This is a genomic window from Melioribacteraceae bacterium (genome assembly GCA_019638015.1).
Taxonomy (GTDB): Bacteria; Bacteroidota; Ignavibacteria; order Ignavibacteriales; family Melioribacteraceae; genus JAHBUP01.
Genome location: JAHBUP010000001.1, coordinates 2,460,644 through 2,476,618 on the forward strand (window position 1 = coordinate 2,460,644; position 15,975 = coordinate 2,476,618).

At 35.1% G+C, this 15,975-nt stretch carries 13 protein-coding genes; 2 read left to right on the forward strand and 11 right to left on the reverse strand.

Features of this window, described 5'->3' with window-relative positions:
* Window positions 1-151 precede the first annotated feature (151 nt).
* The 11 genes from KF816_10490 to KF816_10540 form a co-directional block, all read right to left on the reverse strand.
* Complete coding sequence (locus KF816_10490) at window positions 152-2,326, reverse strand: T9SS type A sorting domain-containing protein (GenBank protein MBX3008443.1); 2,175 nt, start codon at window positions 2,324-2,326, stop codon at window positions 152-154.
* Window positions 2,327-2,406: 80 nt separating this feature from the next.
* Window positions 2,407-2,706 carry a hypothetical protein gene (locus KF816_10495; GenBank protein ID MBX3008444.1) on the reverse strand — a complete coding sequence of 100 codons (300 nt, stop codon included), beginning with the start codon at window positions 2,704-2,706 and terminating at the stop codon, window positions 2,407-2,409.
* A 75-nt stretch (window positions 2,707-2,781) separates the two neighbouring features.
* The gene (locus tag KF816_10500; GenBank protein ID MBX3008445.1) at window positions 2,782-4,326 is read right to left on the reverse strand and encodes a T9SS type A sorting domain-containing protein; all 1,545 of its coding nucleotides are present in this window, start codon (window positions 4,324-4,326) and stop codon (window positions 2,782-2,784) included.
* A gap of 321 nt (window positions 4,327-4,647) precedes the next feature.
* Window positions 4,648-5,160: an adenine phosphoribosyltransferase gene (locus KF816_10505; GenBank protein ID MBX3008446.1), complete on the reverse strand. Its 513-nt coding sequence runs from the start codon at window positions 5,158-5,160 to the stop codon at window positions 4,648-4,650.
* On the reverse strand, window positions 5,157-6,167 hold the full coding sequence (gene dusB / locus KF816_10510; protein ID MBX3008447.1) for a tRNA dihydrouridine synthase DusB: 1,011 nt from the start codon (window positions 6,165-6,167) through the stop codon (window positions 5,157-5,159). Before dusB ends, KF816_10505 begins: the two co-directional genes overlap by 4 nt.
* Complete coding sequence (locus KF816_10515; protein ID MBX3008448.1) at window positions 6,168-7,349, reverse strand: MFS transporter; 1,182 nt, start codon at window positions 7,347-7,349, stop codon at window positions 6,168-6,170.
* Window positions 7,350-7,558: 209 nt separating this feature from the next.
* Window positions 7,559-8,716: a CapA family protein gene (locus KF816_10520; GenBank protein ID MBX3008449.1), complete on the reverse strand. Its 1,158-nt coding sequence runs from the start codon at window positions 8,714-8,716 to the stop codon at window positions 7,559-7,561.
* A 147-nt stretch (window positions 8,717-8,863) separates the two neighbouring features.
* Entirely contained in the window at window positions 8,864-9,058 is a 195-nt protein-coding gene (locus KF816_10525; protein MBX3008450.1) for a histone H1, read from the reverse strand.
* Window positions 9,059-9,086: 28 nt separating this feature from the next.
* The gene (locus KF816_10530) at window positions 9,087-11,090 is read right to left on the reverse strand and encodes a (Fe-S)-binding protein (protein ID MBX3008451.1); all 2,004 of its coding nucleotides are present in this window, start codon (window positions 11,088-11,090) and stop codon (window positions 9,087-9,089) included.
* 13 nt (window positions 11,091-11,103) lie between these two features.
* Complete coding sequence (locus KF816_10535; protein MBX3008452.1) at window positions 11,104-11,655, reverse strand: biotin transporter BioY; 552 nt, start codon at window positions 11,653-11,655, stop codon at window positions 11,104-11,106.
* Window positions 11,656-11,665: 10 nt separating this feature from the next.
* The gene (locus KF816_10540; protein ID MBX3008453.1) at window positions 11,666-12,487 is read right to left on the reverse strand and encodes an alpha/beta hydrolase; all 822 of its coding nucleotides are present in this window, start codon (window positions 12,485-12,487) and stop codon (window positions 11,666-11,668) included.
* Window positions 12,488-12,621: 134 nt separating this feature from the next.
* On the opposite strand from KF816_10540, the gene KF816_10545 reads away from it, so the two are divergent.
* A complete protein-coding gene (locus tag KF816_10545) occupies window positions 12,622-14,988 on the forward strand; it encodes a TonB-dependent receptor (protein MBX3008454.1) in 2,367 nt (788 codons plus the stop codon).
* Window positions 14,989-15,061: 73 nt separating this feature from the next.
* Complete coding sequence (locus KF816_10550; protein ID MBX3008455.1) at window positions 15,062-15,940, forward strand: DMT family transporter; 879 nt, start codon at window positions 15,062-15,064, stop codon at window positions 15,938-15,940.
* The last annotated feature ends 35 nt before the right edge of the window (window positions 15,941-15,975 follow it).

Consider the following 15,975-nt stretch of genomic DNA (forward strand, 5'->3'; position numbering starts at 1 on the left):
AATTAGTTCACGTTATTATCATTAATTATTCTACTCGTTTGGTCATTCCGAAATCTTTAAAGTAGTTCGCTTAATCATAAATAAGTTTGTTTATGATTCATCCAAGTATTTTCATCAATCATAATATTATTCACCAGTTAAATAAATTTCCCTATTTCATCAATAACAATTTCTTAACAGAATAATATTCTCCCGCCTGAAGTTTATAGAAATAAACTCCGCTTGTAAGTCGTGATCCATCGAACTTCACCTCATAATTGCCCGCAGTTTGTTTTTGATTTACAAGAACGGCTACCTCTTTTCCCAATATGTCAAACACACGCAGAGACGTCATATATGACGTCTCTACACCAGCTGGGATTGAATATTTTATTGTGGTTATTGGATTAAATGGATTGGGGTAATTCTGCTGCAAACTAAATTGTGTTGGCGATTCTACATTCACTGTTACTATCTGGCTATATTCAAATGAACCATCATAATCTATCTGTTTTAGTCTATATTCTACTTTTCCTCTTGGCGGATTTATATCTATGAATGAATAATTCTTAGGTGAGTTGCTATTTCCATTTCCTTGAACGAAACCTATAGTACTCCAATTACTTTTTAACGATGAATTACCTAATGACGATGCGTCAGCATCGAATGACCTTCTCTCCACCTCAAATCCATAATTATTTATTTCAGTTGCTGTTTCCCAATTCAATACAACTTTGTTTCCATTTACATCTGCACTAAAAGAAGTTAATTCAACGGGTAAAGGCGTTCCCCCGGTGTTTTGCCAATCCAAATAGGGGTAACCATCGTTAACACCATCTTCTCTATTCCAAATTGCAACATCCCACTCAGCATCTGTAAATGTTGCGTTAGTTTTCATCTGAGCAGTTGTTTTTGCAGTAGCGCCAGTTCCCGATGATTGAGAAGAAGTTTGATTATCAAAAAAGTTATTAGTAGCCGTGCCACTATTCGTTCCCAAAAATCCCTTATCGTTCGGGTTAGAACTACCAGAGTAAGTAACGTTGCCGGTGCTGTAACATTTATCAACTGTTCCATTACTGCTACCACCAAAAGCGCCAATAGCTGTATTTGTTCCGCTTGTACGAGTTACATTTGAACGACTGTAACAATTAGTAATCATAGAAGAATTGCCTCCGAACAAGCCTCCGCAAAAACTAACACCTGAAACAGAACCGGAACTATAAGATTGCGTTATTGAGGCATTAGTTTGACTCAATCCGAAAAGACCCCCTACACTTTCATTCCCAACAACAGTGCCTGCAACATAGCATTTTGAAATTGTACCGCTTTCAAATTGACCCGCCAAACCAGCCACACCATTTTGTCCTGTAATTTCAACGTTTGTTAAACCCAGATTTTCAATTTTCGAAGAGGCTCCTTGAACAAACCCAAATAGTCCTACATAATCAGTTAAACCTCTACTGATGTATAAATTGTCGATTTTGTAATTCTGTCCATTATATGTACCGGTAAATTTTGTACCATTATTACCAATTGGCGAAAAGCCGGAAGGTGAAATTCCATCCGCGGTACCATTTAAATCCCAATCTTCAGCTGTTTCATCAGTTAAAAAAGTAATATCATTAGTTTGTATGAAACTTTGAGACCAATAACTGCTATTTAGTGACAATCTAATTAAATTAGCTTTAGAATCAATTTTATATGGATTACTGCTTGAGCCATTCCCGCCATTAAAAGGTTGTAAATGGGGATAACCATCATTTATTGCCGTTACAATTGACCAAATGTCGCCACTCCAATCAGCATTAGAAAATGTTGAGTAGGTCTTCATCTCTGCGGTTGTCTTTCCAATTACATCAGTCCCTTGTGAACTTGCTTTACCCGAAGTTTCAGTATCCCAAAAACACTTTGTGATAGTTCCATTATTATAATAACCTAGAAAACCACCTACAGTGCCTGAAGTCGTTGCATCAACGTATCCTGTTGAGTATGAGTTAGTAATGTTCGCATAAAAGTTCTCACCGGCAAAGCCGCCTACATATGTTAACCCTGAAGCTGATACATTTGATCTTGAATAACAATTCTCAATTGTACCCGAATTGCAACCTATGAATCCTCCAAAGTAATTATTAGAAGTTGTTCCTTTACTTACAGTGCCAGTCGAATAACATTTTCGTATAAATCCATTTTGAAAGCCAGCAAAACCTCCAACATAGGCATAACCAACCACATTTCCAGAAACATAACAATTTTCAATGGTGGCTCTATTATCTCCAATCATTCCGCCAACACCTTGCCGCCCGATTACAGCACTTCCGGGATCAATTGTTAAACCTAAGTTTTTCAAATAGCCACCAAAACCACTATGTATAAAACCAAACAAACCAATATTATCCGTACTTGGTCTGTTAATCTTCAAATTTGAAATTACTTTTCCATTCCCATCAAACTTTCCATAAAAAAGTTTGCTGAGTTACCGATTGGCAGCCAAAAAGCACCGCTGTTATTACCTGCTCCACTTAAATATGATGATAGGTCAAGATCATTCATTAGTTTGAAGTAAGTATTTGCATAAGTCGTACCAGAGCTTACATTTGTAGCAATTGCGGCTAAATGCTCTGCCGTAGAAATTTGATAGGGATCTCCCTCTGTGCCCGTACCACCACCAAACTGTCCATAAATTATTTGTGTCAAGAAAAATAATACTATAAAGATTGGATTTTTCATTGCGCTTCTCCATAATTGGAAGGCATTTAAAAAACTGAATGCCCAAAATTCATTCATCTTCTTTAATGAAATTTATTACTTCATTAAAACCAATTTCTTCACTGAAATGTAATTACCTACTTGTAGTTTATAAAAATAGACTCCGCTCGCCATACTTCGACCTTGCTCAGTATGACTTGCATCAAGCTTCACTTCATAATTGCCCGCTGATTGTTTTTGATTTACAAGAACGGCTACCTCTTTTCCCAATATGTCAAACACACGTAGAGACGTCATATTTGACGTCTCTACACCAGCTGGGATTGAATATTTTATTGTGGTTATTGGATTAAATGGATTGGGGTAATTCTGATATAATGCAAATTCGGTTGGAATATTATTTTCATCTTCTTGAATGTCTGTAACAACGATTGTCCCTTTTGAAAAATAAACATCTTTATTATCATTTCTATTATCTGACCAGACCGCATAAAGAACATCATTTTGATCTATAGCAATTGATAAATTCTTTGAATCGCTATTCACGTCGTTTATGAATACTGATTCGGGAAATGTATTTCCCTGGTCAATAGATTTTGCGCAAAAAATACCATTTTTTTGTTCCGTAAATTGTGGGTAACCCAAATAAATATCACCCTTTTTATTCATCACTAATTTAGGTGAGCCCCATCCTCCTACAGCAATTTCCTTCTCAGCACCAAAAGTAGTTCCTCCATTTGTTGATTTAGAGAATAAAATTCTTCTATTTGCTCCAGTATCATCTGTTTCTTCTCTCCATATTACATAAACATTTGAACCCGCAACAGCAATTGATGGAGCCGTTCTAAGTTTATCTCTGCTTCCATTGATATCATTCACCATAATGTTGGGAGAAAAACTTAAGCCGTTATCAACAGATTTAGCCCAATAAATATCTGTTCCATCACCTCCTCTTCTACCATCATTCCAAATGCAGTATATTACCCCCGCATCATCCAAATACATTGAGTGAGGTGAATCAAATTTAGTTTTGATTACAGGTACAGTATTTATTGGATATGGATTTTCGAATGAGGTTCCGCCATTAGTCGATCGAGCAAAGTATACTTCAAGTGTACTGTTTTCCTTCATTGCGTAGTAAGAAACATATACATGACTGTTATGAACTTTAATTGTGGCAAATAATCCATGCGGTGATACTGTTACCGGAGATGAAAAAGTTGCCCCTCCATCTATCGATTTTGCGAAGAAAATGCCATCCGGCATTTCACCACCCGCAGCTATTCCACTCCATGCAACGTAAACAACTCCGGCAGTATCACAAGTTATTGATCCAAAAAGTTGAGGCTGATCTCCTCCTACTTTAACCCCATCACTAAAAGTCACACCTCCATCCGTTGATTTTGAGACATAGGAGAAATATCCGCCTCCCATATTCTGCCAAAGCACAAAAATATTACTACCATTGATGGCAATTGAATTACTGCCATCATTATTTTGCTCACCTTCTAAAATGTGGTTCACTTTTTTATTTGTCTGGAAATTTTGCGCTGGGTTTGTATAAAAGAAAGGATAAATAAAAACAATTAATAATATTGTTAGAGATATTACAGAGTGGGATAATAATTTCTTGCGTTGCATAGTTCCTCCTTTGTAGGGTTTTGGCACCAACAAATTGACTAAATTCAAAAAAATTATCTGTTTCAATAAAGGAATATGACCTACGATTTATATTAAACCTCTTTTAGAGAGGTAAATCGATCAGGAGTTGATAATTTAAAAGGATAACTATGTGTTTTAATAATATGAAATATGAATTTAACTTACCACTAAATTATTACTCATTTATTATTCATTTTGATCAAGATACATTAAAGAAGAAAAGAAAAAGAGAAATTGAGTAAAGAAGATATGAGGGGGGAGGTTTAATAAAAATTTGGGACGGATATCCGTCCCAGCAAACTAATAATGTAGAAGTGAATGGATTTCATATTTCGAAAGTTTTTCTCGTCCATTCAGAAAATCTAATTCAATAATAAAAGAGATTTGAACAACTTCTCCACCCAGTCTTTCAATTAATTTAACCGCGGCTTCCATTGTGCCACCCGTGGCTAGTAAATCATCGTGGAGCAAGACCTTATCACCGGGTGAAATTGCATCTTTATGAATCTCAATTGAGTCTGTTCCATATTCAAGGGAATAACTTTCAGCTATTTTTTCCGATGGTAGTTTCCCCGGTTTTCTGATTGGCACAAATCCGGCATCCAATTTTTCTGCAAGAACTCCACCAAGAATAAATCCACGCGATTCAATTCCAACTACTTTGGTTATCCCTTTATTTTTAGATAGGTTATAAAGATTAGTTGTGGCTTCTTTAAGTCCGTTTGGTTCTTTCAATAAAGTTGTAATATCTTTAAAAATTATTCCTTCTTTAGGGAAATTGGGTACATCTCTAATTAAATCGGCTAAGTTCATTTTTCTCTCACCTCTATTTTTGACTGCTCCATTTTTTCATGCTCCTTAACTTGCTTTAAGTATCTATATAATATTTCTTCAATGGGAGCATACTCTAATTGTTGATATAATTCTTGTCTAATTTCTTTATTATTTGGAAGCCCCTTTAGGTATCCTGCGTAATATTTTCTAAAAGGAATTATCGTCCCTGTAGTCTCCCTAATTGCCAGTGAATATTTCAAATGTCGAAGCGCTGTTTCAACTCTTTCTTCAGGTGTTACCGGCATATACTCATGACCTGCCAAAAGCTCCTTGGCTTCCCTAAAAATCCAAGGATGATCGATCGCGCCTCTGGCAATCATCACCGCATCTGCATTAGTTTCATCATATGCTCTCTTCACATCTTCCGGGGTAAATACTCCTCCATTCAGAGCAACAGGAATCTTCACAATTTCTTTTATTTTTGGAATCCAACTCCAGTCGGCATCTCCGCTGTGTCCTTGTACTCGTGTTCTACAGTGAATGGTCAAAGCTTGAGCGCCTGCATCTTCAATTCTTTTGGCGACTTCTAAAATATTAATAGAATCAGAATCCCAACCAATTCTTGTTTTAACAGTAACCGGGATTTTAACCGCTTTTACAATCTCTTCAACCATAGTTTGCATATAGCAAGGATCCTTTAACAAACCGGCTCCGGCTCCTCTGCCGGCTATTTTTTTGACCCAACATCCCGCATTGATATCAATTATTTCAGGATTCTTTTCTTCAGCAATTTTTGCCGCTTCAATCATCGGTTCAAGATTACCACCATAAATTTGAATACCTACCGGTCTTTCTTCATCGGTAATTTCTAATTTTTGAGCTGTCTTTTTATTATTTCTAATCAATCCATCCGAATTAACAAATTCAGTGTAAACCAGATCAGCTCCCAGTTCCTTGCATAATTTACGGAATGCGATATCGGTTACATCTTCCATTGGGGCGAGTAATAATCCCTTATCTATATTTAATTTTCCAAATGAGAACATCTATGCTTCTTTCTTATCTAAGTTTTTTAAAAATACTAATGCAAGAATTAAAGTGATTAAAGTAAAAAAACCACCCGTCAAAAATGGGTATTGATAACCAATAAATTCATAGGCGAAACCACCCCATAATGGTCCTAACACTCTAGCCATTGAGGAAAATGATTGATTCATTCCTAAAATTTCCCCCTGCTCGTTATCGGGAGAATATTTAGAAATCAGACTCAACAACAATGGTTGTAATATTCCACTACCGATTCCCAACGCTGAAATAACCAAGGCTACACCTAAAAAATTTTGACCGTAAGGCATCAACCCAATTCCAAACATTAGAAATACCGCGCCAATTAATATCAGAGAACGCTCGCTCAGCAAAGTTGATAATCTCCTCATTACTCCACCTTGTATTACAGCACCAACTATTCCCGATATACCAAAAAGAATTCCATTCTGCTGATCAGTGAAATGATATATTTTATAACCAAGAAGAGCAAATGTACCATAAATATTTGATACCGAAAAAATTATAATAAAAAACAGAAGCATCATAAAACCTAAGCCGGGAATCTTCGCGATTCTTTTCATACTATTTATATCAAACAGCTTAATCTCAAATTTAAAATCTTTTTTTAGTTTTAATGATTCGGGTAGTTTGAGATAAGCGAATACAAATGCCATCAATGAAAATGCGGCACTTCCATAACCGGCAACAGCATATCCATATTTTGATAAAAATGCACCGATTAATGGTCCAAATACGAACCCAAGTCCAAATGCCGCTCCAATTATTCCCATCCCCTTTGTTCGTTCTTCTTTAGAAGTTATATCAGCAATGTAGGCTTGTGCAACAGCAATATTACTTCCGCCAAGTCCAGCCAGCAATCTCGATAGAAATAGGATCCAAAAAGTTGTAGAAAAGGAGAACATCAAATATGCAATTGCGGTTAGTAATTGTGTTGCTAGTATTAAAGGTCTTCGCCCAATTTTATCCGATAATTTCCCCAGCAAAGGGTTAAAAAAGAATTGCATTAAAGAATAACTAGCAATAACTACCCCAATCGCAAAGTCACTAACACCAAGTTCTTTTGTTGCGAATGTCGGCAGAATAGGGATTAAAATACCGAAGCCCATTAAGTCGATAAAAATGGTCAAAAATATGACAGTAAGAGATGCTTTTTTATTCATTAATTAAATAATATTCTTTTTTCAAAGATAACAAAATGGAATCTTTTTTTAGTCCGGAAATTCATTGTATGAAATTTAACTACCCAATTGGGTTTGTGTAGAGGAAGGAAGGTTTTAGTCATTAATGGTCATTCGTGGGCATCTATAGTCATTAATAGTTATTAGTAGGCATTAATAGTCATTAATAGTTATTCAGGGGTAAAAAGTAATTATTTGTTTTTCGTTTTAGAATTTCCAAAATTTTTAAGAGTATCAACTTTGTGGAATTGTAATTTCGTATCGTTATAACTCTGAGTAAGTTTGGCAACATCATCGTTGCGCAAGAAATTTTTATCCCCTCTTATCAATGAAGTATCTGCGGGTAAAATGTGGTATTGTAGTTTGCCATCAATAGTACCTTTATAAACCCAGGTTGGAGTGAAATTGAAATTATCAACCTTGATTGATCCCTCAATATTATCTTTTCTTAATCGAAGGTTTATTATTACTCCCGCATCCGAATAGCGCCATCTCTGATTCGAGATAAAATTGCCAAGAGAATATGCAACAAATCCAGTTTGCAGTTTTCCATTCCCCTTAAAATATGATGCGCCTTGTATTACGTGAGGGTGACTTCCAATAATCAAATCCGCTCCATAATGAATTGCTTTACTAACTATTTCCTTTTGATATTCTGAAGGTTTTCTCTCATATTCATTTCCAAAATGAAAATAGACCAATATTACATCAGCTTTGAGTTCACGGCTTCGATTAATATCCTTTTTAATGAGTAAAGTATCAATTTGATTAACATAGAATTTTTTACTCACAACATTTCCATTCAGTCCATATGTATATGCAAGTAGTGCTAAATTAATTCCTTTTACATTTATGATACGAATTGAATCACGATCACGCTCCGAGTTGAATGTACCGATTGGATGAATATTATTTTTTTTCAAAATATCTATAGTACGTAAAACGCCGAAATCTCCTCTATCAGCGGAGTGATTATTAGATGTAAACAAAACATCAAAACCGGCATACTTTAATGCTTCAATGTACTCATCGGGAGAATTGAACATGGGATAACCAGTATACTTTTTAGATTTGCCCGCTGTTACAGTTTCTAAATTGCCGAATGTAACATCCGCTGATTCCAGAAATGGTTTAATTGAATTAAACAGAGGCTTGAAATCGAAAGAGTCTTTGCCTAACATAGCTGATTCAAATTGGGGTGAATGGCACATTAAATCACCAACGAAGGAGAGATTAATCACAGTTAGAGAATCAGCCCGTTGATTTGCGGGTTTTTGAACATGCACTATACCGATATTAATTAATATCAGTGAAGTTAAAATGACGATCCAGAAGTTAAATTTTTGCATAATAAAAAGAGGCTGTCTAATAATTATCAAGAGCTAAAGTCAAAAGATTAGAGCAGTTCGAATAAGTAAAATATTAGTTAAACCTAGCTCATTAAAATGAATAAAAACTTTTTTAGACAGCCTCGTTGAAAAACATTCAGTGTGAAATTAAGCTTTAGGTGTTTTTCTTTCAGCTTTCACATTTTGAATATCGTTACGAAAATCTTGGGCTAATTTCTTTAATTCGCTTAACCCTTTTCTTAAACGGGTTCCGGCGGCTGATTGCCCTTTTTCGTAAAACTTTGCAACATCTGGTTCAAGACTTTTCACAAATTCGATTAGCTGCAAGTATTTTTCGTTCATTTTTCCTCCTCTTTAGAGTTGTTGTGGATTAATTTATTGAGTTTTCCAGTACTATTTCTGCAATATCTTTAATTTTTACGTTATCCGCTCTATCGAATGATTTTACACCATCGGTCATCATTGTCATACAGAAAGGACAAGCTGACGCAATAATATCAGCATTAGTTTTAATAGCTTCCTCTGCCCTGTTGTCGTTAATTCTGCTTCCCTCCAATTCTTCAAGAAACATTCTTCCTCCACCAGCACCACAGCAGAAACCATTATCTTTGTTTCTAGCCATCTCTACTAGTTGGAGTCCTTTAATCGATTTTATAGGATTGCGGGGAGAATCGTAAATATTATTATATCTTCCCAAATAACAGGAATCATGATAAGTAATTTTTGAGGAATTTTCAGCATCTTTTAATTTAATTTTTCCCTCTTTCACGAGTTGATCGATTAATTCCGAGTGATGAATGACTTCGAAATTTCCGCCAAATTGAGGGTATTCATTCTTGATAGAATTAAAACAATGAGGGCATCCTGTAACTATTTTTTTAACATTATAGTTATTGAGCGTTTCAACATTTTCCTGCATTAACATTTGGGCGAGATATTCATTGCCTAATCTACGGGCAGTATCGCCATTACATTTTTCTTCCGTACCTAAAATTCTAAAATCGATACCCGCATTTTGCATAAGCTTTGCGAATGCCTGAGTTACTTTTTGATAACGAGAGTCAAACGATCCTGCACATCCAACCCAAAAAAGATATTCACAGTTTTGATCTTCGGCTAAAGTTTTAATATTCATACCCTCAGCCCAATTTGCTCTATCTTGAGCATTGAATGCCCATGGAGTAAAATTGGTCTCGAGGTTTTTAAAAACAGCGTTTAATTCTGCTGGAAATTCCGATTCATTCAAAACCAAATTTCTTCTCATATCAACAATAGAATCAATGTGTTCAATAGTCACCGGACACTCATAAACACAAGCGCCGCAAGTTGTACAAGCCCATAATTCTTCATCGGAGATGTAATTATGCACAAGTGTTTTTTGCATAACTTCATTTTCCTCTGGCGTAGAATTAAGTATCAACGGGGCTTTTTCTTCAGTTCTATGCCTAATATTTACAATTATATCGCGAGGAGAAAGTTTTTTACCTGTATTTGCCGCCGGGCATGAGGCAGTGCACCTTCCACATTCGGTGCACGCAAAGCCATCAAATATCTGTTTCCAAGATAGATGCTCAAAATCGGAAGCACCATATTGAGTAAGATTCTCATCCTCTAAATTCAATTTCTTCAAAATAAATTTTTGAGTACCGAGTTTTGAGAAATATACATTTGGAAGTGATGTAAATACATGAAAATGTTTAGAATATGGGAGAAAATTCATAAAGGCGAATATGATTAAAATATGTGCCCACCAAAAAATTTCAAACCAAGTTTGTGATGATTCACTATTTGATGAGAAGAATAATCCGCTTAATTGGTATGAGATTGGTCTAATTTCATAATCTGCTAAAACAAAATCATGTGTTGCGATGTTCGACATATTTTGACCGAACATGGAGATTACAACTCCAAATATCATTAGTAGAATTAATGCCGCGTCAATATTCCCCTCACTCCCCACATCGAGCCGTGGTACCTTCGCAACAAATCTCCGGTGAAGCGCCCACAAAACCGCAATCAGCACGAATACACCGAAAATATCCTGCACTAAAGTAATAACACTAAACATTGGTCCTAAAAATTCAAGTGAAAAGGGGGAATAGAACCCTTGAATTATTGACTCAAGAACCGCAAATAAGAATAATAGAAATCCCCAAAAAATCATTACGTGAATAAATCCGGCAACCGGCTCTCTTAAAATTTTAGTTTGAGCAATTCCAATTTTCAGTACATTTTTAATTCTATCGGGAATATTATCGAATCTATTCTCAGGCTGACCTAATTTTATATATCCAAGAATCCGTTTGAGATTAATAAATAAAAATCCAAACGCGGATATAAATACCAGAATAAAAATGAAGTTTTTTAATTCCATTTAATGAACGCTGTTATTTTTTAGAAAAAGAATAAAAAATGCCTGTTGCCGCGGCTATTTTAGCAATATCCCAAACAGAAAATATTACAGCTCCGCTAAAAAGCGCGCTTGCAAAATCACCATTCATAAAAATAGAAAGATAAGCCGCACCGGAAATCAAGATTAATGCTTGTCCGGCAATAAACGCAAGAATAATTGAGACTAAATTATTTTTTCTTTCTAAAATATAACCAACCAAAAATGAGGCAAAAGGAAATGAAAGCAGATATCCACCGGTTGGACCAAACAACTTAGCGATACCGAAACCGAAAGCAGCAAATACAGGTAATCCAATAGCTCCAGCGGCTAAATATGCAGTTTGACTAACTGCACCCTTCCGCGAGCCAAGGAACGCACCTGCCAACAACACAGCCATTGTTTGCAATGTAAATGGAACCGGCTGAGTAGGAATCGCAACTTGAGCTCCAATTGCTGTAATTAAACTAAATGTAGCAATCCATATTGCTTGATTTAAGTTTTCCTTTAATTCAAAGGGTAGGAGATTTGATTTTGTGAGAGATTTCATTTTTCACCATTTATTTATTAAAAAATATTTTTGCAAGATTTAGTGCTTCATCAAATTTAGGATTTGAACCTTCAAACGGATGCACAATATCAAATGTATGCCCGGCACCATTAATTTTGTGAAATTCAGTTTTGGATTTATCTGCCCATTCAAAAATCTGCTCAGCTTCTTTTATTGGTACTGCCAAATCTTGATCTCCATGAATAATTAATAATGGTTTATTAAGATTTTTAACAGCACTCTCAATATTCAATTTCTCATGATTATTTTCTAAATCATCTAAAAGAGTAGCATTAAGTTTAAAAACTTGTTTTGTTCTCATATTCATTACTTCAAAAGCCCCTTTTTTACGCCATTCAATTTTTTGTCTCTCAGAATAGCGATCAAAAGTTGCAACCGATGCCCAAACTGACACACCCGCAATATCATTTCTGAAAGGAGCTGTTAATAAACTAATTCCTCCTCCCCTGCTGTGTCCGAGAAGATAAATCTTCGTATCCCGCGGGATTGAATAATTTCCATTTCTAATTGAGTTAATAACCTCATTCAATTCCCGGATTTCTCTGCTAAATGTATTTGCAGCAAATTTATCAAATTCTGTAAACTCGGTGGTATTTTCTCCAATACCATTGTGAGAGAAATTAAAAGAAAGAACAAAGAATCCATTTTCAGCAAAAAATTTAGCTGTATAGGGGCCAAATCCCCAATCCTTAAATCCCTTGAATCCGTGAACCAAAATTATTGTTTTGCAATTAAAAGTGTTTATAGGGCTATAAATGCTCAAATTAATATTTTGGCCGTCGCTGGCTTTATAGGAAAGGTGATTAACCATGCCGAAATATGGGTATTCAAGTAGGAAAAGTCAAGAAAGCAATTAAATTTGAGGTTTTTTAAAGTGATGATTAATTTGAGTAATTTTGTTCTGTAATTTTAATTTTTAATACTAACTTATCAACTTGATCTACTATGACTAATAAAATCCTCCTAATCAGCTTCGTTTTCGCAATTAATATTTACTCCCAGAATTTGATATTTAAAGGAAAAATAAAGGAACAACAAACCGGGAATCCGGTCGAAAACGCTGTAATCTTTATTTCCCAAAATATTATTGGATATAGCAGCATTAATGGTGAATTTCAGTTTGACGAACTATCCCCCAAAAAATATATTGTAACAATATCACACCCGAGTTTTAAAAAACTTGTTGATACTCTATCTCTCCTTCAAGATGAGACCAGAGATTATTTTCTTCACTCCTCCCCAATTAAACTTGATGAAATTATTGTGAGTAGTTCAAAAATTGACAGATATTTAAAAAATTCCCCCTACTCCGAAGTACTGATTACAAAAGATGACATTTTAAAAAAACAGCATCAATCAGTAGCGGAAGTGTTAACAGAACAAGCCGGTATAAATTTAATTAGAGATGGTATCTGGGGAACAGAAATTAGTATTCGTGGATTGAGCAGGGAAAATGTAGTAACATTAATTGACGGCAATAGAATATCTACATCAACCGACATCGCCGCGCGACTATCGATGTTTAATATTAACGATATTGAAAGAATTGAGGTTATTAAAGGAGCTTCCTCTTCAATGTATGGATCCGGAGCTACCGGTGGAATTGTTAATGTGATAACAAAATCCCCAAAGTTATTCGAGAGATTTACGTTAACTGGTAACGCTGCAACCGGATACAATAGTGTGAATAATTTATCTCTATTTTCCGGCACTCTATATAGTGGTTCTAATTTTTGGTCTTCCAAATTATCAGGTTCCTATAGAAAAGCTCAAAATACCCAAACCCCCGCGGGTGAACTTAGAAATAGCCAATTTGAAGATTACAGCCTAAATGGCACATTAAATATCTTTCCACTTCATAATCACTTACTAAAAATTGATTATCAGTTATTTAAAGCAAATGATGTAGGAATTCCGGGCGCATCAATTTTCCCCAGCAATGCCGATGTTCGATACCCTTATGAAAAAAGAGAAATGATTTCTGCGGGATATGAAATCCAAAACATTTCAAGTGTATTCTATAAGTTAACTGCAAAGTATTCCTTCCAGGTAATTGAGAGAAGGGTTGAGAATATTCCTTATACAGTGCAAAATATTCCGGCATCGGGCACCTCATTAGCAAGAAGAGTAAGTGTGCTTAAAATTACCCCCGGCGCTGATCACAAAAGCAATAATTTTCAACTGCAGGGAAACTTTCTATTGTCTGAACAAAATAATCTTGTTGTTGGAATTGATTATTGGGATCGAAACTACATCGGTAATCGTGAAAGATTTCAACTAATTGAAATGCTTAATTCACAAGGAAATGTTGTAAGTACCGTTAATAGAATTATTGGAGAAAAACCACTCCCAAACTCAAAATACAGCAGTCTTGGTTTATTTGCCCAGGATGAAATGCCTCTAATCGATCAAAAATTGATGCTTTCATTAGGGGCAAGGTATGACAGAATAAATATCAGTGGTGAAGAAACATACAATCCTCTTTATGAAATTAACAACGGAGTGATAAATAATTCGCCGGCAGGGCAAAAAATTATTTGGCTAGAATCGAACTCTATCGATGATGCATATAGTAGTAATCTTGGATTAAAGTATGAAGTCAATGAACAGTTGAATATTACACTCGGACTCGGATTATCATTCCGTTCCCCTTCTCTTGAAGAAAGATTTCAATATATAGATCAAGGAAGTTTTGTTAGAATTGGGGATCCAAACCTCAAATCTGAGTTAAGTAAATCCGCCGATTTTGGAATTAGGTATTATGGTTCAAGACTCAAAATAATCTCTAGCATATTCTTCCAGAATTTTGAAAATCTAGTAGCCGAACTACCATCAACTTATGAAGGGAGAAAAGCCTTCATAAAAACTAATATTGGAGAGGCTCATCTTTATGGATTTGATTTGCGCACAGATCTTAATTTTTACAATAATATAAATTTGTACACAACCATTTCTTATGTAAAAGGAGATGACCTATCCGCCAACAGTAATCTCCCCGCCATTCCACCTTTGAACGGAATTATGGGGATTAATTTCTTGCTATTTGATAGTATTAACGCGGATTTCTCTGCAACATTTTTCGCCGAACAAAGCAAAACTGCAATCGGTGAAATCAGAACTCCGGGTTACGCCTATTTTAATCTTTACTTAAATAGTACCTTAGCGAAATTTAATGGATTTAGTTTAAGGATTTATACCGGGATAGAAAATATTTTTAATAGAGAATATCGGAACCATCTCTCTACAACCCGCGGAAGTATTACTGTGGAGCCTGGAAGAAATTTATTTATTAAATTGGCAGCAGATTTTTAGGAATGTATTTAGTAGGTCATTCCCTTTCAATTAATAAAAGTTTAACCAGAATCCACAATGGGATTGTTAATATATGACATGGTTTTTTGTTGCTCTAGTTTCTTCCTTTCTCTCGGCGTTTGCCGCGATCACACAAAAAAAAGTTTTGTTGAATAGAACGCCACTTGAGTTTTCATTTATATTAGCAATAGTTAATCTAGTTTTTTCTATCCCATTCTTCTTCTTTATTGATTATCAAACTGTCAATCCAACTAATATTTCTATTTTAATTTTAAAATCGATTATTGGAGTAGGAGCTTTCCTTTCGGTTATGACAGCGTTAAAAAATCTGCAGATTAGTAATGCTCTTCCCCTGTTGGCATTAACTCCCGGATTTGTTGCGTTGTTCGCGTTTATATTTTTAGGTGAACAACTAAAAACCACAGAAATTATTGGGTTAATTACACTTGTAATTGGAACATATATTTTAGAGAGTAAAGATCTTAAAGAAACCTTATTTCCTTTAAAAGTTTTTGTTAAATCGAAATATCATCGTTACATATTAGCGGCACTCCTTCTCTTCACCGCTTCATCAATATTAGATAAATTATTAATGATCAAATTAAATCTTACACCGGTTTCACTTACAGCTTTTCAACACTTGCTTTTCGCTCTCCTATTCACACTCATTTATTTCATTTCAGGCTCGCACAAAAACAATGATCCAATTAGTTTTAAGAAAAATGATTTTGGATGGATTGCTGCTATTTCATTAATGACAATCGGATATCGTTTTACACAGGTTCTCGCAATTAGTCTTGCTTCAGTTGCCCTCACTTTGGCAATAAAAAGAACTTCTGTTTTATGGGCAACTATAATTGGTGGGAGAATTTTTAAAGATACTAATTTGATTCAAAAAACAATTGCTGTGTTATTTATTCTTGCCGGAGCAATTCTAATTCTTCGAGATTAATTAAAACCGGCATTAGAAATTGACGCGATTTAATT

Coding starts and splice junctions, on each gene's coding strand:
- KF816_10495 (MBX3008444.1), bottom strand. CDS start 2,706: ATGAAAAATCCAATCTTTATAGTATTATTTTTCTTGACACAAATAATT.
- KF816_10500 (MBX3008445.1), bottom strand. CDS start 4,326: ATGCAACGCAAGAAATTATTATCCCACTCTGTAATATCTCTAACAATA.
- KF816_10505 (MBX3008446.1), bottom strand. CDS start 5,160: ATGAACTTAGCCGATTTAATTAGAGATGTACCCAATTTCCCTAAAGAA.
- dusB (MBX3008447.1), bottom strand. CDS start 6,167: ATGTTCTCATTTGGAAAATTAAATATAGATAAGGGATTATTACTCGCC.
- KF816_10515 (MBX3008448.1), bottom strand. CDS start 7,349: ATGAATAAAAAAGCATCTCTTACTGTCATATTTTTGACCATTTTTATC.
- KF816_10520 (MBX3008449.1), bottom strand. CDS start 8,716: ATGCAAAAATTTAACTTCTGGATCGTCATTTTAACTTCACTGATATTA.
- KF816_10525 (MBX3008450.1), bottom strand. CDS start 9,058: ATGAACGAAAAATACTTGCAGCTAATCGAATTTGTGAAAAGTCTTGAA.
- KF816_10530 (MBX3008451.1), bottom strand. CDS start 11,090: ATGGAATTAAAAAACTTCATTTTTATTCTGGTATTTATATCCGCGTTT.
- KF816_10535 (MBX3008452.1), bottom strand. CDS start 11,655: ATGAAATCTCTCACAAAATCAAATCTCCTACCCTTTGAATTAAAGGAA.
- KF816_10540 (MBX3008453.1), bottom strand. CDS start 12,487: ATGGTTAATCACCTTTCCTATAAAGCCAGCGACGGCCAAAATATTAAT.
- KF816_10545 (MBX3008454.1), top strand. CDS start 12,622: ATGACTAATAAAATCCTCCTAATCAGCTTCGTTTTCGCAATTAATATT.
- KF816_10550 (MBX3008455.1), top strand. CDS start 15,062: ATGACATGGTTTTTTGTTGCTCTAGTTTCTTCCTTTCTCTCGGCGTTT.